Genomic DNA, 20,518 nt, shown 5'->3' with positions numbered 1-20,518 from the left:
TCTTTGGTAATCACCCAGGTTTTTGCAACGCCTTACTGTTTTTCAGCAGCTCACCGCTTGGAAAACGCCCGCACCAGCTCTGCATCCTGCTGAAGATTGTCGAGCCATGTCGGGTCGAGTTTGGGTACCGAAGAGAAGAGCAGCTTTGAATAGGGATGCGTCGGCGATTTTATGGCTTCCGTCTCCAGATGCTCCACCTTCTTGCCGGCGTACATCACCACGATTTCGTCGCAGATGGTCTCCACCACCGAGAGATCGTGGCTGATGAAGATGTAAGAGAGGTTCAGCTCCCGCTGCAATTCGCCGAGAAGATCGATGATGGCGGCGGCAACCACGGTGTCCAGCGCCGAGGTGATTTCGTCGCAGATGATGAGTGATGGTTCGGCGGCCAGCGCCCGGGCGAAATTGACGCGCTGCTTCTGCCCGCCTGACAGGCCTGAGGGATGACGGTGGCGCACCGAGCGCGGCAGCTTCACCATGTCGAGAAGCTGATCGACCCGCGCATCCCGGGCCTTGCCCTTCATGCCGTGATAAAAGGTCAACGGCCGGCCGAGAATATCCTCGATCGGTTTCGAAGGGTTAAGCGCGGTATCGGCATATTGGAAAACGATCTGCATGCGGCGCAGCTGGTCGCTTGTCCGATGGCGGGCATCGGCATCCAGCTCCTTGCCTTCGAAAATGACATGGCCGCCTGCCGCCGGAAGAATGCCGGCAATGGCGCGTGCCAGTGTCGATTTTCCGCAGCCGGATTCGCCGATGATACCGAGATTGCGACCGGGATAGACCGAAAGGCTGACGGAATCCACGGCGCGCACGAGCGGCATCCTGTCGTCGCCCTTGGTGCCATATCCAGCGATCAGATTTTCAATATCCAGCAACGGTGCTGCCCGCTCCTGCGTTGGCGGGGCGACCGCGCGGACCTTGTCATGAAATGCCGTCAGCAATTCCTTTGTGTAGGGATGCTGCGCATTTTCGAGAATATCCCTGGTGGTGCCGGTTTCCTGTACCTCGCCGCCTTTCAGCACCACGATCCGGTCGGCGATCTGGGCAACGACGGCGAGATCGTGTGACACATAGACACCTCCGATGCCGCCCTTACGCATTGCCGATTTGAAGGCGCGCAGGACCTCGATCTGGGTCGTCACGTCGAGTGCGGTGGTCGGTTCGTCGAAGATCACCAGCTTCGGATTGCCGATCAGCGCCATGGCCGCGGAGAGGCGCTGAAGCTGACCGCCGGAGACCTGATGCGGATAACGGTCACCGATGGTTTCCGGGTTGGGCAATGAGAGCGCCTTGAAGAGCTCAACCGCGCGTGCACGGGCTTCCTGCGGCGGCATCAGGTGATGGATGCGGGTGACTTCGATGACCTGATCTATGATCTTCTGTGCCGGGTTGAAGGCGGCAGCAGCGCTTTGCGGGACATAGGTGACTTGTGTGCCGCGAACCCTTTCGCGCTCTGTTTCGGAAAGCTGCACCATATCCTGACCCGCCACCTTGACGCTGCCGCCGGAAATGCGGCAACCGGGGCGGGCATAACCCATCAGCGTCAGTGCGATGGTGGTCTTGCCGGAGCCGCTTTCGCCGATCAGTGCGACGATTTCGCCATCGGCGATATCGATGTCGACGCCCTTGATGATATCGATGCGACGGCCTGAATCGGTGGTTGCCTCGACCTTCAATCCGCGGATTTCAACGAGATTGTTCATGCTTCGCTCCTGTCGCGAATTTTCTGCGGCAGATTGTCGATCAGCAGGTTCACGCTGATCGTCAGGCTTGCAATGGCCAGTGACGGAAAAATGACCGCGGGAGCCGCGAAAGGCAGGCCGCCGATGTTTTCGCGCACCAGCGCACCCCAGTCGGCATTGGGTGGCTGCAGGCCGAGGCCAAGGAAGGAAAGGCCAGAAAGAAGCAGGACGATAAACACGAACCGCACGCCGAGATCGGCAAGCACGGGCCGGATGATGTTCGGCAGAATTTCGGAGCCGATGAGATAAAAGAGGCTCTCGCCGCGAACACGCGCCACTGTGACGAAATCCATTGTGTTGACATTGACTGCAAGCGCGCGGGCAAAACGATAGGCGCCGGGCGTGTAGATGACCGAGAGCGTGACGATCAACACCGGAATGGACGAACCGACAGCGGCGACGACCACAAGGCCGAAAAGCTTGCTTGGAATGGAATTCACCGCATCGAGAAACCGGCTGAGCGCGGCGTCGAACCAGCCGCCGATGACGGCGGCGCACATGCCGAGCACAACGCCGCAGGTGCAGGCGATGGCGACCGCTGCCAGCGAAATGCCGACCGTAAAACGTGCGCCCATGAGAATACGGGAAAGCACGTCACGACCGAGATAGTCCGAACCGAGCCAGAGCTCCGATGTCATCGGCCCGAAATAATCGAAATCGACGATTTCACCGACCGGATGCGGAATGAGATATGGCGCGAAGATCGCAACCATGGCCCAGAGAAAGATGACGAGAAAGCCGAAAACGCCGACTGCGTTGATCTTGTAACCCAAACGCGAGGTCCCCGAAGTTGTTTTGACATGATCGGCCATCAGCGCAGCCTCGGATTGGACATGATGGCGATGATGTCTGCCGTCGTGATGAGGAGGAGATAACCGACGCAGAAGATCATTGCGCAGGTCTGGATCAGCGGCAGGTCGCGGGTGGCGACGCCATCGACCATCAGCTTGGCGATGCCGGGATAATTGAAGATCGTCTCGACGATGATAACACCGCCGACAAGATAGGAGAGCGAGAGCGCCACCGCGTTGACAATGGGGCCGAGCGCGTTTGGCAGCGCGTGGCGCAGCACGATGCGCATGCGCGGCGCACCTTTCAGCAGCGCCATTTCGACATACGGCGTGTCGAGTGTCTCGATAACGGCGGCGCGGCTCATGCGGATCATTTGGGCGGAGACAACGAAGGTCAGGGTGATGACGGGCATGGCGTAAACACGCAGCACATCGAAAAGCGTGTGCACTTCGCTGACGAGCGAGAGCGCCGGCAGCCATTTCAGGTAAACGGCAAAAAGCAGCACCGCGAGCGTCGCGATCATGAATTCCGGCACCGAAATGACGCCGATGGTCAGCACGGTGACGGCCCGGTCATAAAGCGTTCCGCGCAGCATTGCGGAACTGATGCCGAGCGTCAGCGCCAGCGGCACGGCGATGATGGTCGTGATGCCGGCCAGCTTCATGGAGTTGATGAAACGCGGGCCGATGAGATCGGCAATCGCCATGTTATTGGCATAGGACGTGCCGAGATCTCCCTGCACCAGGCCGAAAAGCCAACGGATGAAACGCAGCAGGGCGGGATCGTCGAGATGCATGGCGGTACGCAGGCCGGCAACGGCTTCAGGCGTCGCCGCCTGGCCGAGGAGGATCGTCGCGGTGTCGCCGGGTAACAGGCTGGTGGCTGAAAAGACGATAAATGAGACGATAAGCAGCGTCGTCAGCATGACGACCAGCCGCCTGGCGACAAGGGATAATATCCGGCTGTTCATTCACATGCTCCTGCAACCTGCCTGATGGTGGAGGCTTCCCGCATCTTGGGGAAAGCTTGCCGGGCGCTGTTTCACGCCCGGCACCATGGTTTATCAGGCTTCGAGCCAGACGTATTCCGCGAAGGCGTAACCCATCATGCCGCCGAGTGGATTGGCTTCCAGCCCCTTCAGCTTGGAGGAGATTGCGTCCACATTGGTGAGATAGGCGGGAATGATGGTGCCTGCTTCGTCGGCGATCATCGTCTGCATCTCGAAGTAGATCTGCTTGCGCTTCTCCATGTCGAGCAGGCCGCGCGCCTCCAGCATCAACTTGTCGAATTTTTCCGACTTGTACTGGCTTTCGTTCCACGGCGCGTCCGATGCATAAAGCAGCGAGAACAGGATGTCGGGCGTCGGACGCGGGTTGATGTTGCCGAAATGGATCGGGGCCTTCAGCCAGTAATTGCTCCAGTAGCCGTCGGCGGGAACGCGCTGCACGTCCAGCTTGACGCCGATTTCCGCAGCCGAAGCCTGGATGATCATCGCCATGTCGATGGCCGAGTTCGCCGCGTCGGAGGTAATGACCGGGATGGACTGGCCATTGACGCCGGCTTTTTCGAAGTGGAACTTCGCCTTCTCGGGATCGAAGGCTTTCGGCTTCAGATCCGGATTGTGATAGGGGCTCATGGGCGGCACCGGCTGGTCGTTCCCCACTTCCCCAAGTCCGCGCAGGGCCGCCTTGACGATCTGCTCGCGATTGACGATCGACTTCATGCCGGCAATGAAATCGGCCTTGTTACCGGGGGCCTGATCAAGACGGATGTTGAGATTGGTGTAGTTGCCGGACGTTCCCTTCGACAGGACAACGCCCTCCTGCTTGTCGAGCAGACGGAGCGCGCGCGGGTTGATGGCGGCGGCGAGCTGGATATCACCGGAGAGAAGCGCGTTGACACGGGCATTATCGTCCGAGATCGCGAAGAACTCGAAGCTGTCGACGTGCGGTCCGCCGGATTTCCAGTAATTGGTATTCTTCGCCATGATCGAGCGTACCCCCGGCTCGAATTTTTCCAGCTTGAAGGCACCGGTGCCATTGCCCTTGGAGAAATCGGTGGTGCCGTCGGCCACGATCATGAAGTGGTGCATGGCAAGGATCGTCGGCAGGTCGGCATTGGCGCTGGCCAGCGTAATCTCGACGGTGCTCTTGTCGACGGCTTTGAAGCCGGTCATCTGCGCCGCGATCTTGGCAACCTTGGAGCCGACGGCTGGATCGAGATGGCGCTTCAGCGAATAGACCACGTCGTCGGCGGTCAGCGCCTTGCCGTCGTGGAAGGTCACTCCTGAGCGGAGTTTCACGGTCCAGGTCTTGGCGTCCCTGGATTCGATCGATTCGGCCAGCTCCATCTGCGGCGTGCCGGAAATGTCGAGAAAGCTCAGGCGGTTGTAGAGCGCGCAGCAGCGGACATAATCCGTCGAGAGCGAGGCTTTGGCCGGATCCAGCGTATCGGCAGTGGAGGCCGACCAGCCCGCCGCCTTCAGCGCGCCGCCGGAAACGGGGGTAGCCGCCACGGCCTGCGAGGCGCGGCCGAGGATTGCCGAGCCGGCGGAAAGGGCCACGCCGCCCGCCAGCATCATGTGAAGCAGTTCGCGCCGTGTGGCGCCGCGGCGTATCGCCTGTTCAACGGCAGCATCGTCGGAGCGGGTCCAGTTTGAAATCCTGTCACTCATGGTCTTCCCCTTTTGTATGATTTCTTGAAATGCGTCTGTAGAAATTATCTGCGGCTGGGCACCGGTGTGCGCCACGCCGACAGCAGGGGCGGCTCAGCCGCCCGATTGTCTGGCGGCTTCGGCAAGGCCGGCCATGGACGTGAAGTGATAATCCGGTTCGGTAAAGTTTTCCGGCTCGATCGTGCCGCCATATCCCTTCTGGGCATGGCGACGCTCTATCCAGCAATTGGTCATGCCGAGTTTTCGGGAAATGCCGATATCGTGGTACTGGCTCTGCGCCACGTGCAGAATGTCGTCCTTCGACGCTCCTTCGCTTTCCACGAAGGAGAAGACCTTCTCGAAGAAGGCAGGGTCGGGCTTTTCAGTGCCGGTGTCATCGGCAGTGAAAGCGGCGTGGAAGGGGTTGCCGAGTTCCTTCGAGAAATAGTCGAAGGCCCAGCGTCGGGCGTTGGTCATGGCGATCAGGCGGTGGGTCTTTGAAAGTTCGGCCATGGCGGCGCGGCTGTCGGCAAAGCCTTTCCAGTCCTTCGCCGCGTCGCGCAGACGCTCACCATAGGCGCGCTCCACCGGCAGGCCGAGCTCAGGGGCAATGATGAGGTAGACGCGCACGAGATCATCGGGAAAAAGGTCGGTCGCGTCGGAGTAGCGGGCCGCACGGTAGAGCGCGAGCGCCTTTTCACCATCGACCTCAACACCGTTTTCCGCACCGATTGCGGCCAGCGTCGATGTCAGACCCCGTTCGAAATCGATGAGGGTTCCCACCACGTCGAAGCTCATATATTTGAAGTCGCTCAGTTTTTTGGGCAATGTCGGTCTCCGCTCTGCCGCCACGTCCTTTTTAGGGGAGGGTTGCGGCATTTTATTTCGTTCCCGGACGGAATCCTTGTCCCGTTCCCATTTTTGAAAACGCCTGTTTTAGTGGCGTTTTGTGCTTTTTCTTAGGGATAGTTTGGCAGTTCCGGCGCGCCGGATTCTCCGAAATGGATCGGCTCTTCGGCAGAATATTGCGAATATCCGCTGTGTGGCGACATTTCGCGAAGGTGCCGGGAAAGAGCCGGTCGCCGCTTCAGGCCATTGCCGCCCGCACGGTCGGGTCCTCTAACGTCTGATCGAGGGTTTTAAGCGTCCGTTCGATTATCGCATCGATCTCGCCATCCGTACAGCAGAGCGGCGGCGCGTAGCCGAGGATGCCGTTCGCGAAGGCGCGTACGATGAGGCCGTTCTCCCAGGCGCGATCAAAAACCCTGCGGGCCGGTATGGCCGCTGCCGGAAGCGGGGTTTTCTTCTCCTTGTCGGTCACAAGCTCGACGGCGGCAAGCATGCCGCGGCCGCGCACATCGCCGACCAGCGGATGGCTTCTCAGCCCTTCCAGCCCCGCCATGAGGTGCGCGCCGGCGCGGCGGCCATTCTCCAGCAGCCCGCCTTCGTAGAGCTTCAGCACTTCCAGACCCACGGCTGCGCTGACCGGATGAGCGGAATAGGTATAGCCATGGCCGACCGCCGCGTCGCCTGCGAAATCGGCAATCGTGTCGTAGACATGATCAGCCATGAATACCGCGCCCATCGGCACGTAGCCGGACGTGAGGCCCTTCGCCGCGGTGATGAAGTCGGGCACGATATCTTCGTCGGCGCAGGCAAAAAGCGGGCCGGTACGCCCGAAGCCGGTGATGACTTCGTCGGCGACGAAAAGGATGCCGTATGACTTGCAGAGGTCCCGCATGGCCTTGATCCAGCCGGGCGGCGGTACGAGCACCCCGCCGGAACCCTGAATGGGCTCCGCATAAAAGGCGGCGACGCGCTCCGGACCGATCGTCTCGATCTTGTCCTTCAGAATTTGCAGGGAGGAGGCGATGATGGCGGCGGGATCGCTTCCGGCCGGGTTGCGATAGGCGTAATGCGACGGGATTTTGTGCTGCCAGTCGTAAGGCACGCCGAAACCAGCATGAAACGCGGGCAGGGCGGTGAGGCCCGAGCCGGCGGTGGTGGAGCCGTGATAACCCTGTTCGATGGAGATGAACTGGTCACGCTGCGGCTCACCCCTGGCGTGCCAGTAATAGCGGATGAAACGGATGGTGCTGTCCACGGCATCGGAGCCGCCAAGCGTGAAATAGACATGGTTCAGGTCGCCGGGCGCTCGGTCGGCGAGTTCCGACGCAAGCCGGATGGCCGGCTCGCTGCCAATGTCGAAATAGGCTGTGGCATAGGGCAATTCCCGCATCTGTCTGGCTGCGGCCTCAACGATGCTGTCATGACCATAACCGGCATTCACGCACCACAGACCGGCAAAGCCATCGATGAGCTGGTGGCCGGTGATGTCGGTGACGGTGGCGCCGCTTGCCGATTTCAGCACCCGCACGCCCAGCTTCTCATGGCCGCGGAAGGAGGAGACGGGGTGCACCAGATGGGCGCGGTCCAGTTCGATCAGGGAATTGCTTAACATGGGTCTCTCTCCGGATTCAGCCGAGTGCCTGGCTGGTCAATGCAAATGTTTTGAATTTTCTGCCGGGGGCGATATCGGTCTTCGGTCGGCGCATGGCGATGCCGCCGCCGACATGGGCAAGACCATTTTCGACGAGCCATGGGGCGAGACCCGTATCGGCGGTGGTGTCCACCCGCAGGAACATGCCGGGGCGCTCGGCAATGAAGAAAGCGATGAGGGCCTTTGCAGTTTCAGCATTTTCTGCCACGACCGGGCCTATTACCTCACCGCGCCCGAAGGCGCGCAGGCCTGCAAAGCCCTTGAGGACGCCCTCCTGCCGGACTTCGGCAAAACGCGCTCTCGCGACAAGCGCTGCAAAGAGCGGGGTGCGGTCCGCGCCGAACGCCTGCGCATCGAGCACCGCAAGCTCCCCTGGAACGACGGTCTCGAGCCAGGCGACACCCGCCGGCTTTTCGCCAGGAACAGGAACGCCCTGATGCTGGAGCACTTCCCCCGAGGCGACGAAGCCCATTTTTTCATAGAGGGGAAGGCCATCGGCCGTGGCGACCAGGCGGCATTCGCGCTCCTCGGCGGCGCCGATCGCCGCATCCATCAGACGGCGGCCAAGACCGCGGCCGCGCATGGCCTCATCCACGATCACCATATTGACGGTGGCGCAGCCATCTCCCAGCAGCGTCGCCATTGCGGTTCCGACGACACGGCCGTTTTCGAGCGCGACGAAGCCATTGCTGATTGAAAGGACAAGCGCCCAGTCTTCCTTGCGATGCGGCCAACCGGCCTGGCGCGAGAGTTCGACGGCGGCGTCAAGATGGTCAGGTTGAAAGGACTGGATGTCGATGGGGCTGGCGTGCATGCCGAAACTCCGTTTGCTCTGCTGGTTCATTGATAGACTGAGGTTTGAAGAAGATTGTCCCGACAAATGGGAAGGTTCGATATGTTTCGCTGTTGCTTTTATCCGTTGCCGCATCTTATGCCGCCTGTCGTGCGCGCCTGGCGGCAAACCGGGCCAGGCGAGGGCATCCGGGTTTCTCCGCGCGCAACTCTCTGCCAAACTGGCAGCTACATACGCAACAATCTGCTTTCGCGACGGGCAATTGCGGTGCGCCGACGGGACAAAGGCTTTCTATGATCTCATTATTCCGGCCACACTCGATCCCCAATCAAGGATGACGACGACATGACCATCTTCCGCCCGAAATACATCACTTTCGATTGCTACGGTACGTTGATTAACTTTCAGATGGCCGAGGCCGCCCGCGATCTTTACGGCGACCGCCTGGATGAAGCGCAGATGCAGGAATTCATCAAGAATTTCTCCGCTTATCGTCTGGATGAGGTCATGCATGACTGGAAGCCTTACGCTGAAGTCGTTCACAACGCGCTGTCACGGACATGCAAGCGCAACGGCGTATCCTTCAAGGACGAGGATGCCATCATGACCTATGAGCGCGTTCCGACCTGGGGTCCGCACGCGGACGTCCCCGCTGGTCTGGCGAAGGTCGCCAACGAAATTCCGCTCGTCATCCTGTCCAACGCCATGGATTCGCAGATCATGTCGAATGTCGCAAAGCTCGGTGCGCCGTTCCATGCCGTCTATACGGCCGAGCAGGCGCAGGCCTACAAACCGCATTTCAAGGCTTTCGAATATTTGTTCGACATGCTCGGCTGTGGTCCGGAAGACATTCTCCACGTCTCGTCCTCATTCCGTTACGACCTGATGTCGGCCCATGATCTCGGCATCAAGAACAAGGTCTGGGTCAATCGCGGCCACGAACCGGCAAACCCTTATTATGGTTATGTCGAGATCGCCGATATTTCCGGTCTCGCGGGTGTTGTCGGACTGTAAGGAAAGGACCAGGCCATGAAGCTCGTCTCCTACTGGCACGATACTGCCCCCTCTTTCGCGGGGGCGGCGGAAGGTCCTGTAGAGGGTCACTATGATGTAGCCGTCATCGGCGGCGGCTTTACCGGTCTTGGTGCTGCGCGCCAGCTCGCAAAAGCGGGCGCGCGCGTCGTTGTTCTGGAAGGGCAGCGGGTCGGCTGGGGTGCTTCCGGCCGCAATGGCGGGCACCTCAATAACGGCCTTGCCCATTCCTATCTTTCCGCTAAGGCGGAGCTTGGCAAGGAACGAGCCATTGCGCTCTACAAAGCGCTGGACGCGTCAATCGACACGCTGGAGAGCCTGATCGCCGAGGAAGGTATCGACTGTAATTTCCGCCGGGCGGGCAAACTGAAAATGGCCTCGAAGCCGCAGCATTTCGAAGGGCTGGCGAGGAATTTCGAAGCTGTCCACGCCGAGGTCGATCCCGATACGGCGCTTCTGTCCGCCGCCGATCTTACGGCGGAAATAGGATCGCCCTTTCATGGCGCCATGCTCTCGAAGAAGAGCGCCATGATGCATATGGGCCGTTATGTGGCAGGGCTCGCCGAAGCTGCCAGCCGTCATGGCGCGGTGATCTTCGAAAATGCGTCGGTGACGAAACACATCCAGAACGGCGGGCTTCACGAACTTGAAACTGCGCGCGGCAAGGTGACCGCGGACAATGTTCTCATTGCGACTGGCGCTTACACGCCCTCTGGTTTCGGTTATTTTCGCCGGCGCATCATCGCCGTCGGCAGTTTCATCATCGCAACGCGGCCGCTGACGGATGCAGAAGTGAAGGCGTCGGTTCCGGGCAACCGCACCTATGTCAACTCCATGAACATCGGCAACTACTTCCGGCTGGCTCCGGATAACCGGCTGATCTTTGGCGGCCGTGCACGCTTCTCCGCCACGTCGGACCAGCGTTCTGACGCCAAGAGCGGAGCGATCCTGACGGAAAGCCTCCATCGCATTTTTCCCCAGCTTTCGCATGTGCCGATAGACTATTGCTGGGGCGGACTGGTGGACATGACCAAGGACCGCTATCCGCGGGCCGGCTATCACGATGGCGTCTGGTATGCCATGGGCTATTCCGGTCACGGGGCGCAGCTTTCCACACATCTCGGCATGGTGGTTGCGGACGCCATTCTGGGGCGGCCGGACAACAACCCGCTAAAGGGGCTTGAGTGGCCGGCGGTGCCAGGTCATTTCGGCAAGCCCTGGTTCCTGCCGCTCGTGGGTTTATATTACAAGATGCTGGACAAGATACAGTAGCCGGCCGCAATTTGTGGCCGCGCCAGCCAGGCGCGGCCACTCCTTGAATGCCCCGGATGCACGGTTAACCCGCGCGCTTCAGTTGAAGGTGGGATACACCCGCTGCAACATTAACGCCGGTTCCCACTTCCGCACTGATAGGCTGCAGGGCAAAGTTTTTGGCATTGCCGCCGATCAGCGCATTGGCGCCGACACCGACCCCGACCGACGCTCCTGCGGAAGCGCCGACATAATCACCGCTCAGCGCGCCGTCACCCACACGGCTTGCCGCCGTGTTCAGCACGATCCAGCTCATAAAGGTCTTGCCGGTCACGCCGATGTCGAGACCGAGCTTGCCGATCTTGCCCGTGTAGCGCTCAGTCTTTCCTGAGCGCTGGCGGAATTCGCAGTTCACCGCCTTGCTGGATCCGACGACGAGGCCGACGCCGCCGGCGATTTCACACGACAGCGTGCCGACACGCTCCTTCTGCGCGGTTTCCGTAGCGCGCTTGCCGTTGTGCTTCGTCTCGGCGGAAGCGAGTGGGGCAATGGCCAGCGTTGCAATTGCAGTTGCGAGAACGAGTTTTTTCATTGTCTGTCACTCCTGTTATCATTCACGAGGCGGATGCGTGGGGAAGAGGCATCCAGATAGGGATAGGGCGGCTGCCGGATCGCCAGATCCGCAATGATCGGCCGCGATGCGAAACATTCCGCGATGATCACCGCACGTTCGAAGGCAGAGAGCGTTTCAACCTCGCCCGAGAGCACAATACGGCCCTCGACCGACGTGACGGAGATTGAGCTTTTCTCCTGTCCGTCAGCATAGGCGATTACGGCCTGCAAGGCGGCGCAGAGGCTGACCTCCTGCGGAAGGCAGCTTGCCGCCGGGGTTGCTTCGCACGCAAGCATCATGGTGAAACCTCCTGCCTTGAACATTGACGGTTCACTTGAATGCTTTTTTGACGGTATCCTTCGTCTGGCCCAGCTTTTCCTGCGCCTGGCCGGCCAGTTTTTCGGCCTTGCCTTCAGCCTGAAGCTTGTCATTGCCGGTGATCTTGCCGGCTGCTTCCTTGATCGTGCCCTTTGCCTGACGGGCGATACCTTCGATACGGTTATTGTCCATGACGAACTCCTTCCATCGTTTGAGCGTGCCGCGGTTGGTAACGGCATGATGGAAAGGTAGCCCTGGAATAGTGCTCCTTGCAGAGCATTAGCTACTAGTTCAACTGGTACAAATTGACCTATTTTGCGGGTGGCGAATGTTGTTTTTCCCGGCGGCCGGCAAAACCGCGCTCCCTAGCCCAGATGACCGCCGCCGTGCGGCGGTTAACGCCGATCTTGCCGTATAGCGACGCAATATGATTGCGGATGGTATGTCTGGACAGGTTCAACCGGTCGCTCATTTCCTTGTCGCTGCATCCGTCGCAGATCAGAGACAATATCTGCTCTTCACGCTCGGTGAGATCCTTGAGCGAAGCGGAGGATGACGCCCCGCGGGAATTCTGCCTGAGCCCTGCCAGCCGTTCCACCACGGTGCGACTGAACCATGATGTATCGGCCATGACGCTCTCGATCGCCTCGATCAGTTCGTTCTCGGAGCGGCGTCGTTCCGTCACATCCTGTATCGCCCAGATGACACAGAGCTGGTCATTGATCTCGGCGCGTTCTGCAGAAACGATACATTCGGCCGCGCTGCCATCGGCAAGGTTCATGCGCAGGTTCTCGTTGCGGATCGGGATATTGTCCTTCAGCCGCTTTTCGACATCGCGCCGTGCTGCCACATCGTCCCACAATTTCAGTTCGCTCGCCGTCTTGCCCACCACCTCGGCTTCCTTGCGTCCGCACAGCGTCAGAAATGCATCGTTGACTTCTGTCAGCACGAAATCTTCAAGCCTCGAAATCGCAGCCGGTGCAGGCGAGAGTCGGAAGGATTTGAAAAAGCGCTCCTCGCTCTGGCGAAGGGCATTTTGTGCTTTCCGGCGGCCGTCGAGATCGGCGAAGGTAAAAAGCATGCACGGCTCTTCGGCAACGGCGATGGTTTCTCCCGCCACAATCACCAGCCGGTCGCCGCCGGGAATGGGGATGAGCGCCTCACGCTGGCGTATGACACGTCCTTCATGCAGGCGTTTCAGCGCATCCTCGCCGGTATCGCATTCGGAAAACAGGCCGAGTTCCTCGACGCTGATGCCGATAATATCCTCCCGGCTGAAGCCGGTCATTTCCAAAAAGCCCTGGTTGACGCGAATGAAGCGCTGGTCTTCAAGCCTGCAGATGAGACCAGGTGCGGGATTTGCGTTAAAAGCACTCTCGAAACGTGCCTCCGCTTCGTAGCGCGGCGTTTCGTCACGAATGATCAGCACCAGCACATCCGGTTTCGCGCCGGCATCTTCCAGGATAAGGCCACGCACGGTGTGCACCCAGCATTCGGTTTCATCGTCACTCGGCGATATTTCCACCGTGACGTCTTCAAAGGTCTCGCCGGCAAGAAGCCGCTCAAGCGGATACTGCCCTGCTTCTAGAAGGTGATTATTGCGATACCGAAGCGTGAAATTCCGCCGGTAGCTTTCGGTATCGTCGCCGAGTTCGGATACCGATTCTATGCGGTGCATCACAAGCGCCGCCCTGTTGGCCCAGGCGATTGTTCCGTCGTTTTCGAGAAGGATCAGCCCGTCGCTCAGCCCGGTTACGAGATTTTGCAATACGAGCCGGTTGATCTTGGGAACGGTCAAGCTGTCGTCCATGTCGCCCCTGGCATCTAGAAACTTTATGCCTTTATAACGCCAAGTTCCGCCAAGTGTTGCAAAGCCGGCATAGACGACACGATAACGCGCCGCTTGACCGCGATAAGCGCCGGAATCGGATGGTGCGGATTTGTTGGCTGTCCGTCATACCGTCACCTCAAGGCTCATTTTCGCCCCCTGCAAACGCGGCGGTGATCACTTGCTTATGGGCGCGCCCATCGGACATACTGCCTCTTGAACCACAGATGCCAAGGGCGAGACGACGCCAGAGACTTGAAGCTGGATCGCGCAGCCATCCGAGAAGATTGAGCCATGAATACCCGATTCCTCGAAACCTTTCTCTGGGCTGCCCGATTGAGCAGCTTTTCGGCAGCCGCGGAACGCTTGCACACGACCCAGGCATCTGTTTCAAACCGCATCGCCGCGCTGGAGCGGGAGCTCGGCGTCGTGCTGTTCACGCGTGATGTGCGCTGCGTCAACCTGACGCCCGCCGGTCGTCTGGCGCTGCAACATGCCGAAAAGATCGTCAACCTCACCGGCGAATTCCGGCAAATCGTCAGCAATCGGGAAGCGCTGAGGGGGACTGTGCGGATCGGTGCTGCCGATACGATCGTGTATGCCTGGCTGCCGCTTCTCATCCGCCGCATGAACGAGCAATATCCCGGCGTCAGTCTGGATCTGACAATCGATACCAGCCTGAAACTTTCACAGCGTATCCAGAACGGCGAGGTGGATGTCGGCTTCATCATGGGGCCGATCATGGCTGCTGACATCTATAACTCACCGCTTTGCACCTTCGAATCCTGCTGGGTGGGCGCGGTCGAACTGCCGCTGCCGGAAACCGGCGTGACGCTTGAAGATATCGCGCATTTTCCGTTGCTTACCTTCTCCACCGGCTCGCAGCCGCATCAGGCGTTGCGGGCGCTTCTGGATTCGCACGGCCTGTCCGACAGCCGGATTTATAATTCGAATTCGCTGTCGATCATGACACGCCTCGTGGCCACGGCCGTCGGCGTCGGTGCGCTGCCGCGTGTCTTGGTGGACGGCATCATCAAATCTGGCGAAGCGCGTATTCTCGACATCACGCCATCGGTGCCGCCCCTGACCTTTCACACGGTTTACCAGGAGCGAGGCGACAATGCGCTCGCCCGCGCGATCGCCGACATGGCGACGGAAATCGTCAGTGAAACCACGATTCAGTGGATGACCGCCGCAGCTTAATTTTTATGCTGCATTGCAAGATGATTAATCTATAAGCTTATCTTATGGGTTTCGATAGAGTTTTTCCGTTTGTCACGAAAACAGTTCCCGTTCTTAATTCTCCTCGCAACATGAGAGGAGAGCAACGTGAAAGTCTCACTTGTTCAAATGAATACCCAGAATGACAAGGCAGAGAACCTGAAGGTTGCTGTCGATTTGATTGAGAAGGCAGTCAAGGCGGACAATCCAGACCTTGTTGTTCTTCCTGAATACTTTGCATTTCTTGGAGATAATCCTCAGGAGATGCATGAAAGCGGCGAGGAATTTCCCGGCGGTGAAATCTATACGCTGCTTTCGGGGCTCGCGAAGAAGCATGCCATAACGCTCCATGCCGGCTCCATCGTTGAGAAGGAAGGCAACCGCTTCTATAATTCGACCCTCGTTTTCGGCCCTGATGGCAAGCAGATCGCCCGTTATCGCAAGATTCACCTGTTCGACGTCGATACGCCGAACGGCATCAGCTACCGCGAATCCGATTCCGTCGCCCGCGGCGAAGAGGTCGTAACCTATAAGGTTGGCGACAAGACGGTCGGTTGCGGCATCTGCTACGATATCCGCTTCCCGGAACTGTTTCGTGCGCTGCGGGACAAGGGCGCGGATGTCATCGTTCTGCCGGCTGCATTCACGCTGATGACGGGGAAGGACCATTGGGAAGTGCTGGCCCGCGCCCGCGCCGTCGAGACGCAGACCTATTTCCTTGCCGTCGGACAGATCGGCACCCATGCGGGTGGAAAGAAAGCCTGCTGGGGACATTCCATGGTCATCGATCCGTGGGGTCACATCGTCGCGCAATGCTCCGACACTGTCGGTACAGCCGGCGCCGCTCTCGACTTCGACTATTCGGCCAAGGTGCGCGCCAACGTGCCGGTGGCGAACCACCACGTTCTCTGATCGGAGAAAGACCCAATGTTTATCGTTAACCCCATGCCGGAACAGATCGGCCCCGACATCATCGAACTTCTTGAAAAGGTCGAAGTCGCGACGATCGGCCATGTGCTCCATTCCGGTTTCGTCGATCCTGAAATCCGGGCGGTCCTTTCGGGCAAGCGCGTGGCGGGCACCGCCGTCACGCTTCGCATCCCGAATGCGGATTCGACCATGCTGCACTACCTGACGCAACTCGTGCGTCCGGGCGATATCGTTCTCATCGACCGTTGCGGTGATACCCGCCACGCGTGCTGGGGCGGCGTCATCACCAACACCATGAAGATGGCCGGTGTCAAAGCCGGTGTCGTCGATGGTCCGGCGACCGATTTTTCGGAGTTTACCAAGGTGGACATGCCCATGTGGTGCCGCGGCCCGTCGCCGATCACCACGAAGATCCTCGGTCTGGAAGGCGCGATCAATATTCCAATCAGCGTTGGCGGCCAGGTGATCAATCCGGGTGATGCGATCCTGTGCGATGAGAGCGGCGTGGTCGCCCTTCATCCGAGCCAGGCTCGCGCCATGGCGGAGCGCGCCATCGGCATGCAGGAAGCCGAGATCGTGCTTCTGGAGCGCCTGCGCAACGGCGAGAAGCTGCCGGATATTTCGGGCGCCAATAAATTCGTCCAGGCCAAGCTCAGCGCCTGACACAGGCTTACGGGTGGCGGATCCGTTCGCCACTCCCAATAACAATAGAGGAGAACAGGACAATGAAGAAAACGATACTTCTGAGTGGGATTCTCATGCTCGGTGCGGCTGCCCTGCCGGCGCAGGCCCAGCAGACCGTGACGTTCCTCGGCTATAGCGGCCTTTTCCAGGAGCGTTACACGAAGGCCGTCATCGAGCCTTTCATGGCCGCCAACCCTGACATCAAGGTCGAATATTTCCCGCAGCAGGGTTCTGCCGCCATGCTCGGCTCGCTGCGCGCCCAGAAAGCTGCACCGCAATCCGATATCGCGCTGATGGATGTCTCTGTTGCCAAAACCGGCACGGATGAAGGCCTGTTCGACAAGATCGATGAAAGCGTGACGAAGAATGTCGCCGACCTTTATCCGAACGCCCGCTTCGAAGGTGTGGCCGGTGTTGGCGTGACTTTCGACAACCTGGTTCTCATCTACAATACCGATGCGGTCAAGACCGCCCCGGACAGCTGGAATGCCCTGAAAGACAGCGCCTTCAAGGGCAAGGTCGCCATGCTGAGCGCCCCTGACATCGTCGGTATCGGCACGACGATCATCATGGATCACATGAATGGCGGCAAAGACTTCATCAAGAATATCGACGCCGGCATCAATGCGATGGCCGAAGTCGCGCCGAACGTCCAGACCTGGGAACCGAAACCGGAAGTCTATCCGAATGTCGTCAATGGCCAGGTATCGCTGGGCGTGGGCTGGAACGCCCGCAGCCAGGTGAATGCCGATGGTTCCAAGGGCAAGATGAAGGTCGTTCTTCCGAAGGAAGGTACAATCCTCCAGATCAATACGCTCAACCTCGTCAAAGGAGGCCCTTCGTCCGAGGCGGCCCGCAAGTTCGTCGATTATGCATTGAGCCCGGAAGCCCAGGCCGCCTTCACCGCCGCCATGTATTATGCGCCGACCAATGCCAAGGCCACGGTGGCTGCCGATGTCAGCGATCGCACGGTCGTCAAGGCGATGGACAAGGTCATTCCGGTTGACTGGATCGGCCTCTCGAAGGTTCGTGACCAGATCACGCAGGACTGGCGTCGCAAGGTCATTCCGCTCAGCCGCTGAGGCTTTTCGCGCCTGGCGTGAGAAATGGCAAGACTTCCGCACCCCTTATCGGCTGCGGAAGCAGCATACCAAACCCCTCGGCTCATCTTCCCCACCGACGCTCGGGTCGGTGGCGAGGTGGGTCGGCGCGCAAGGGACAGGACATGTTCAAGACGCCAAGTGTCTGACATGCTCTGGAGAAAGGCAAAAAGCCAGAATGGGAACTTCAGACATCATGCAGCCAGGATTTCTCTCAATTCGTTCGCTGACCAAGCGCTATGAAACCATGGTCGCCGTGCATAATCTCAATCTCGAGATACCCAAAGGCGAACTGGTCGCCTTTCTCGGTCCGTCCGGCTGCGGCAAGTCGACGTCGCTGCGCATGATTGCCGGGCTTGCCCCGGTGACGTCGGGCTCGATCCTGATCGATGGTAAGGACGTAACCCGGCTTGCGCCCTACAAGCGCGATATTGGCCTTGTTTTTCAGAGCTATGCGCTGTTCCCGCATATGACGGTTCTCAAGAACGTCATGTTCGGTCTTGAAATGCGCAAGGTGCCGGCTGCGGAAGCGGAACGGCGTGCCCGTGAGGCAATCGCCATGGTTCGTCTGGAAGGGCGCGAGGACCGCCGACCGGCCCAGCTTTCCGGCGGCCAGCAGCAGCGCGTCGCACTGGCACGTGCTCTCGTCATCCAGCCCTCCATTCTCCTGTTCGACGAGCCTCTTTCCAATCTCGACGCCAAGCTGCGCGACGAGATGCGCTCTGAAATCCGCCGTATCCAGAAACAGCTCGGCATCACTTCAATCTTCGTCACCCATGATCAGGTGGAGGCGCTCAGCATGTGCGACAAGGTCGCCGTCCTCAATGGCGGGCGTCTGGAACAGCTCGGCACGCCGCACGACCTCTACGAGCGCCCGGCGACGGCATTCGTCGCTTCTTTCGTCGGCCGCACCAACCGCCTGGTCGGAAACGCGGTCGGCGATCACATCACGGTCGGTGATGCGGTATTGCGGGCGCCCGGTTCGCACAATGGCAAGATCGACCTTATGGTCCGGCCGCATCGCATGGCCATGACGGTGGCCGGTGACGTCGCGCCCGATTTCGAGGGAGCACCGGTCAATCGTATCGCCGGTGAAGTCCGCGATGTCTATTATGCCGGTGACATCCTCCATTACGAGATCGCCGCGGGCGGCCAGACGCTGTCCGTAGAGCGTGCCACATCAGGCGGCGAAACGCCGGTGGCGGCGGGCAGCACAGTCAGCCTCGTCTGGCGCGTGGAGGACACGCTGGTCTTCGGAGCAAACCAATGACAGCGGCGGTCATGATCACGGCTCCCGGCAGCCGCACATCCTCCATGGTGTTTCTTGCAACGCTTCTTCTCGGGCCGATCATCGCGGTCAACGGCCTTGCCTTTGTGATGCCGGTCTTCAACCTGCTCCTGCTTTCCTTCCGCGAAAGCCTCGGCGGCGGCGGTCTTGGCGAAGCCCACACACTCGACAACTGGACATCGACGCTGACCGACGGTTTTTATATCGAACTGATCGGCCAGAGCATTCTGACCAGCCTCTTGATCACCGTCCTCACGCTTATCGCTTCCTATCCCATCGCGCTCTATCTTCACCGGGCGCAGGGTCGCTGGAAGACGCTGCTGCTGGTACTGGTCATCTCGCCGCTTTTGACCTCGGCCGTGGTGCGTACCTATGGCTGGATCGCGATCCTTGCCGATGACGGCCTCATCAACAATATCCTCTTCGCATTCGGTGCGGAAAGCGGTGTGCGGCTGCTGTTCAACAAGGTCGGCGTTGTCATCGGTCTCACCGAAATCCTGATGCCCTATATGATCCTGGCGCTGCTTGCCGGTTTCGGCAGGCTCGATCCGCGTGTCGAGGAGGCGGCCGAAACACTCGGCGCATCGCCCTGGAAGGTGTTCTGGCGCATCATCGTGCCGCTCACCATGCCCGGTGTCGCGCTCGGTTGCCTGCTCTCTTTCGTCCTCGCCGTCAGTTCGTTCATCACCCCCAAGCTGCTTGGCGGCGGGCGTGTCTTCCTTCTGGCGACGGAAATTTACGATCAGGCCATCGTGACGCTCAACTGGCCGCTCGCTGCGACGTTGTCGATGATCATTCTCGTGATCTTCGGTGCGGCTCTGGTGCTTTATTCCCGGCTTCTGCGGGCCATTCTTTAGGGAGATCAAAGATGGAAGAACGTCCCGTTCCGCTGGCGCTGAAAATCGTCGCCTTCATCATGTTCGTTTTTCTGCTGGCGCCCGTGGTGCTCGTGGTGCCGATCTCGTTTTCGGCCGATAGCTACATGGCTTTCCCGCCTTCGGGCTGGAGCCTGCGCTGGTATGTGGATCTCATGCATAATTCGAAGATGATGGGAGCGCTGGGCACCAGCACCCTTCTCGCCATCATCGTCACCGTGCTGTCCATGCTGATCGCGCTGCCGGCCTCCTATGCCATCGTTCGCATGCGGGTCATCGGCGCGGACGCGCTTCTCGCCTTCTTCACCGCGCCGCTGCTGCTGCCGACAATCGTTCTCGGCCTTGCTATCCTCATCGTCTTTGCCGGTGCCGGTCTGCTCGGCACCTTCACCGGTCTGGTGATCGCGCATCTCATCATCGTGCTGCCTTATGCGCTGCGTGTGCTTACCACCTCGCTTGCCGGCCTGCCGCTGATCTTCGAAGAGGCCGCCTCCACCCTGGGCGCATCGCCGCTCACGGTTTTCCGCCGCGTGACCATGCCGATGATTGCGCCGGGTGTCGTGGCGACGGCGGCGCTTTCCTTTTTGGTGTCGTTCGACGAAGCCGTGATTTCGCTGTTCCTCACGGGTCCGCGCATCACCACGCTTCCGGTCGCCATGTATCAGCATGTGGAGACGCAGGCGGATCCGCTTGTTGCGGCCATTTCCGTTCTCTTGATCGTGCTCACACTTGCCGTCGTCTTCATCGTTGACCGCACGGCGGGCCTGACAAAGACTTTTGTGAAGTAAAGTCGCGGGGTCGCCGGCCGGTGCCGGCTGCCCCTGACTGGCAAAGACGAAGATTTCATCCCCGTTTATCAACACCGCTTCTGCATCGGTGCGACTCGTCGCGCCTG

20 protein-coding genes are annotated in these 20,518 nt (G+C 59.7%); 9 read left to right on the top strand and 11 right to left on the bottom strand.

Annotation, left to right across the window (positions count from 1 at the left end; all coding sequences use genetic code 11):
- Positions 1-50: 50 nt before the first annotated feature.
- From ACZ47E_RS21195 to ACZ47E_RS21165, 7 genes are all read right to left on the bottom strand, one after another.
- Positions 51-1,706 carry an ABC transporter ATP-binding protein gene (locus tag ACZ47E_RS21195; RefSeq protein WP_022562875.1) on the bottom strand — a complete coding sequence of 552 codons (1,656 nt, stop codon included), beginning with the start codon at positions 1,704-1,706 and terminating at the stop codon, positions 51-53.
- Positions 1,703-2,557: an ABC transporter permease gene (locus ACZ47E_RS21190; protein ID WP_004445444.1), complete on the bottom strand. Its 855-nt coding sequence runs from the start codon at positions 2,555-2,557 to the stop codon at positions 1,703-1,705. Before ACZ47E_RS21190 ends, ACZ47E_RS21195 begins: the two co-directional genes overlap by 4 nt.
- Positions 2,557-3,507: an ABC transporter permease gene (locus ACZ47E_RS21185; protein ID WP_004445443.1), complete on the bottom strand. Its 951-nt coding sequence runs from the start codon at positions 3,505-3,507 to the stop codon at positions 2,557-2,559. The genes ACZ47E_RS21190 and ACZ47E_RS21185 overlap by 1 nt, the downstream gene beginning before the upstream one ends.
- 93 nt (positions 3,508-3,600) lie before the next feature.
- Entirely contained in the window at positions 3,601-5,211 is a 1,611-nt protein-coding gene (locus ACZ47E_RS21180) for an ABC transporter substrate-binding protein (RefSeq protein ID WP_022562873.1), read from the bottom strand.
- 93 nt (positions 5,212-5,304) lie between these two features.
- Positions 5,305-6,018: an HAD-IA family hydrolase gene (locus ACZ47E_RS21175; protein WP_034496993.1), complete on the bottom strand. Its 714-nt coding sequence runs from the start codon at positions 6,016-6,018 to the stop codon at positions 5,305-5,307.
- Between the two features lie 259 nt (positions 6,019-6,277).
- Positions 6,278-7,651: an aspartate aminotransferase family protein gene (locus ACZ47E_RS21170; RefSeq protein ID WP_022562870.1), complete on the bottom strand. Its 1,374-nt coding sequence runs from the start codon at positions 7,649-7,651 to the stop codon at positions 6,278-6,280.
- 16 nt (positions 7,652-7,667) lie between these two features.
- Positions 7,668-8,504 (bottom strand): GNAT family N-acetyltransferase, encoded by an 837-nt coding sequence (locus ACZ47E_RS21165; RefSeq protein WP_022562869.1) that lies wholly within the window; start codon positions 8,502-8,504, stop codon positions 7,668-7,670.
- A gap of 324 nt (positions 8,505-8,828) precedes the next feature.
- On the opposite strand from ACZ47E_RS21165, the gene ACZ47E_RS21160 reads away from it, so the two are divergent.
- Together ACZ47E_RS21160 and ACZ47E_RS21155 are read left to right on the top strand one after the other, a co-directional pair.
- On the top strand, positions 8,829-9,497 hold the full coding sequence (locus ACZ47E_RS21160; protein ID WP_022562868.1) for a haloacid dehalogenase type II: 669 nt from the start codon (positions 8,829-8,831) through the stop codon (positions 9,495-9,497).
- A gap of 15 nt (positions 9,498-9,512) precedes the next feature.
- Positions 9,513-10,787 (top strand): NAD(P)/FAD-dependent oxidoreductase, encoded by a 1,275-nt coding sequence (locus ACZ47E_RS21155; RefSeq protein ID WP_022562867.1) that lies wholly within the window; start codon positions 9,513-9,515, stop codon positions 10,785-10,787.
- A 64-nt stretch (positions 10,788-10,851) separates the two neighbouring features.
- On the opposite strand, the gene ACZ47E_RS21150 is transcribed toward ACZ47E_RS21155, so the two are convergent.
- The 4 genes from ACZ47E_RS21150 to ACZ47E_RS21135 all read right to left on the bottom strand — a co-directional run bounded on the left by ACZ47E_RS21150 (position 10,852) and on the right by ACZ47E_RS21135 (position 13,507).
- The gene (locus ACZ47E_RS21150; protein WP_022562866.1) at positions 10,852-11,358 is read right to left on the bottom strand and encodes a DUF992 domain-containing protein; all 507 of its coding nucleotides are present in this window, start codon (positions 11,356-11,358) and stop codon (positions 10,852-10,854) included.
- The gene (locus tag ACZ47E_RS21145) at positions 11,355-11,702 is read right to left on the bottom strand and encodes a BON domain-containing protein (RefSeq protein ID WP_080823375.1); all 348 of its coding nucleotides are present in this window, start codon (positions 11,700-11,702) and stop codon (positions 11,355-11,357) included. The genes ACZ47E_RS21150 and ACZ47E_RS21145 overlap by 4 nt, the downstream gene beginning before the upstream one ends.
- A gap of 7 nt (positions 11,703-11,709) precedes the next feature.
- Positions 11,710-11,889 (bottom strand): CsbD family protein, encoded by a 180-nt coding sequence (locus ACZ47E_RS21140; RefSeq protein ID WP_004445431.1) that lies wholly within the window; start codon positions 11,887-11,889, stop codon positions 11,710-11,712.
- Positions 11,890-12,007: 118 nt separating this feature from the next.
- Positions 12,008-13,507 (bottom strand): helix-turn-helix transcriptional regulator, encoded by a 1,500-nt coding sequence (locus ACZ47E_RS21135; RefSeq protein WP_022562864.1) that lies wholly within the window; start codon positions 13,505-13,507, stop codon positions 12,008-12,010.
- Between the two features lie 312 nt (positions 13,508-13,819).
- Here ACZ47E_RS21135 and ACZ47E_RS21130 point away from each other — a divergent pair, with 312 nt between their 5' ends.
- The 7 genes from ACZ47E_RS21130 to ACZ47E_RS21100 all read left to right on the top strand — a co-directional run bounded on the left by ACZ47E_RS21130 (position 13,820) and on the right by ACZ47E_RS21100 (position 20,411).
- The gene (locus ACZ47E_RS21130) at positions 13,820-14,728 is read left to right on the top strand and encodes a LysR family transcriptional regulator (protein ID WP_004445429.1); all 909 of its coding nucleotides are present in this window, start codon (positions 13,820-13,822) and stop codon (positions 14,726-14,728) included.
- A 147-nt stretch (positions 14,729-14,875) separates the two neighbouring features.
- Positions 14,876-15,658 carry a carbon-nitrogen hydrolase family protein gene (locus tag ACZ47E_RS21125; protein WP_034496988.1) on the top strand — a complete coding sequence of 261 codons (783 nt, stop codon included), beginning with the start codon at positions 14,876-14,878 and terminating at the stop codon, positions 15,656-15,658.
- A gap of 15 nt (positions 15,659-15,673) precedes the next feature.
- Positions 15,674-16,339 carry an RraA family protein gene (locus ACZ47E_RS21120; protein WP_022562861.1) on the top strand — a complete coding sequence of 222 codons (666 nt, stop codon included), beginning with the start codon at positions 15,674-15,676 and terminating at the stop codon, positions 16,337-16,339.
- 62 nt (positions 16,340-16,401) lie between these two features.
- On the top strand, positions 16,402-17,442 hold the full coding sequence (locus ACZ47E_RS21115) for an ABC transporter substrate-binding protein (RefSeq protein WP_022562860.1): 1,041 nt from the start codon (positions 16,402-16,404) through the stop codon (positions 17,440-17,442).
- A gap of 214 nt (positions 17,443-17,656) precedes the next feature.
- A complete protein-coding gene (locus tag ACZ47E_RS21110) occupies positions 17,657-18,730 on the top strand; it encodes an ABC transporter ATP-binding protein (RefSeq protein WP_022562859.1) in 1,074 nt (357 codons plus the stop codon).
- The gene (locus ACZ47E_RS21105; protein ID WP_004445419.1) at positions 18,727-19,605 is read left to right on the top strand and encodes an ABC transporter permease; all 879 of its coding nucleotides are present in this window, start codon (positions 18,727-18,729) and stop codon (positions 19,603-19,605) included. The genes ACZ47E_RS21110 and ACZ47E_RS21105 overlap by 4 nt, the downstream gene beginning before the upstream one ends.
- 11 nt (positions 19,606-19,616) lie before the next feature.
- Positions 19,617-20,411, top strand: a complete 795-nt coding sequence (locus ACZ47E_RS21100; protein WP_004445418.1) for an ABC transporter permease — start codon at positions 19,617-19,619, stop codon at positions 20,409-20,411.
- Positions 20,412-20,518 lie beyond the last annotated feature (107 nt).

Source organism: Agrobacterium sp. 5Ca39 (genome assembly GCF_055382365.1).
The sequence above is the reverse complement of the archived record's forward strand: the minus strand, read 5'-3'. Positions and strand labels throughout refer to the sequence as shown.

Excerpts from the sequence above, each read along its gene's own strand:
- ACZ47E_RS21195 (WP_022562875.1), bottom strand. The coding sequence starts at position 1,706 with ATGAACAATCTCGTTGAAATCCGCGGATTGAAGGTCGAGGCAACCACC.
- ACZ47E_RS21190 (WP_004445444.1), bottom strand. The coding sequence starts at position 2,557 with ATGGCCGATCATGTCAAAACAACTTCGGGGACCTCGCGTTTGGGTTAC.
- ACZ47E_RS21185 (WP_004445443.1), bottom strand. The coding sequence starts at position 3,507 with ATGAACAGCCGGATATTATCCCTTGTCGCCAGGCGGCTGGTCGTCATG.
- ACZ47E_RS21180 (WP_022562873.1), bottom strand. The coding sequence starts at position 5,211 with ATGAGTGACAGGATTTCAAACTGGACCCGCTCCGACGATGCTGCCGTT.
- ACZ47E_RS21170 (WP_022562870.1), bottom strand. The coding sequence starts at position 7,651 with ATGTTAAGCAATTCCCTGATCGAACTGGACCGCGCCCATCTGGTGCAC.
- ACZ47E_RS21165 (WP_022562869.1), bottom strand. The coding sequence starts at position 8,504 with ATGCACGCCAGCCCCATCGACATCCAGTCCTTTCAACCTGACCATCTT.
- ACZ47E_RS21160 (WP_022562868.1), top strand. The coding sequence starts at position 8,829 with ATGACCATCTTCCGCCCGAAATACATCACTTTCGATTGCTACGGTACG.
- ACZ47E_RS21155 (WP_022562867.1), top strand. The coding sequence starts at position 9,513 with ATGAAGCTCGTCTCCTACTGGCACGATACTGCCCCCTCTTTCGCGGGG.
- ACZ47E_RS21150 (WP_022562866.1), bottom strand. The coding sequence starts at position 11,358 with ATGAAAAAACTCGTTCTCGCAACTGCAATTGCAACGCTGGCCATTGCC.
- ACZ47E_RS21145 (WP_080823375.1), bottom strand. The coding sequence starts at position 11,702 with ATGTTCAAGGCAGGAGGTTTCACCATGATGCTTGCGTGCGAAGCAACC.
- ACZ47E_RS21140 (WP_004445431.1), bottom strand. The coding sequence starts at position 11,889 with ATGGACAATAACCGTATCGAAGGTATCGCCCGTCAGGCAAAGGGCACG.
- ACZ47E_RS21135 (WP_022562864.1), bottom strand. The coding sequence starts at position 13,507 with ATGGACGACAGCTTGACCGTTCCCAAGATCAACCGGCTCGTATTGCAA.
- ACZ47E_RS21130 (WP_004445429.1), top strand. The coding sequence starts at position 13,820 with ATGAATACCCGATTCCTCGAAACCTTTCTCTGGGCTGCCCGATTGAGC.
- ACZ47E_RS21125 (WP_034496988.1), top strand. The coding sequence starts at position 14,876 with ATGAATACCCAGAATGACAAGGCAGAGAACCTGAAGGTTGCTGTCGAT.
- ACZ47E_RS21120 (WP_022562861.1), top strand. The coding sequence starts at position 15,674 with ATGTTTATCGTTAACCCCATGCCGGAACAGATCGGCCCCGACATCATC.
- ACZ47E_RS21115 (WP_022562860.1), top strand. The coding sequence starts at position 16,402 with ATGAAGAAAACGATACTTCTGAGTGGGATTCTCATGCTCGGTGCGGCT.
- ACZ47E_RS21110 (WP_022562859.1), top strand. The coding sequence starts at position 17,657 with ATGCAGCCAGGATTTCTCTCAATTCGTTCGCTGACCAAGCGCTATGAA.
- ACZ47E_RS21105 (WP_004445419.1), top strand. The coding sequence starts at position 18,727 with ATGACAGCGGCGGTCATGATCACGGCTCCCGGCAGCCGCACATCCTCC.
- ACZ47E_RS21100 (WP_004445418.1), top strand. The coding sequence starts at position 19,617 with ATGGAAGAACGTCCCGTTCCGCTGGCGCTGAAAATCGTCGCCTTCATC.